1 pseudogene is annotated in these 255 nt (G+C 46.7%); it reads right to left on the bottom strand.

Annotation, left to right across the window (positions count from 1 at the left end):
- Positions 1-232: pseudogene (locus CHH91_RS18695) on the bottom strand (class D sortase); the annotation flags it as partial.
- Between the last annotated feature and the right edge of the window lie 23 nt (positions 233-255).

The raw sequence follows: 255 nt of genomic DNA, 5'->3' as shown, positions 1-255 counted from the left end.
AGTCAATTGCAGGGATTTCCAGTTCCATTACTGCCTCTAACTGTTCTTTTGTCCAAGAGGATGGTGAATCATCCGTCTTTTCAATCGTTTCTCCCGTTTGGACAGCGGCTAGCGCTTTTTCTAGTTGAGCCACTCCATTTGCCTGCTGCCACTCTTTTGTTAGCGGGACAGCGACAAGCGCCAATCCCGCAATGATGAGCAACATTCCTATAAAAAGTGTCCTTTTTCGCAAGAAATGCCCCTTCTTTCTATCCC

Source organism: Virgibacillus sp. 7505, assembly GCF_002272135.1.
In the GTDB taxonomy this organism is placed as follows: Bacteria; Bacillota; Bacilli; order Bacillales; family Amphibacillaceae; genus Terribacillus.
The sequence above is the reverse complement of the archived record's forward strand: the minus strand, read 5'-3'. Positions and strand labels throughout refer to the sequence as shown.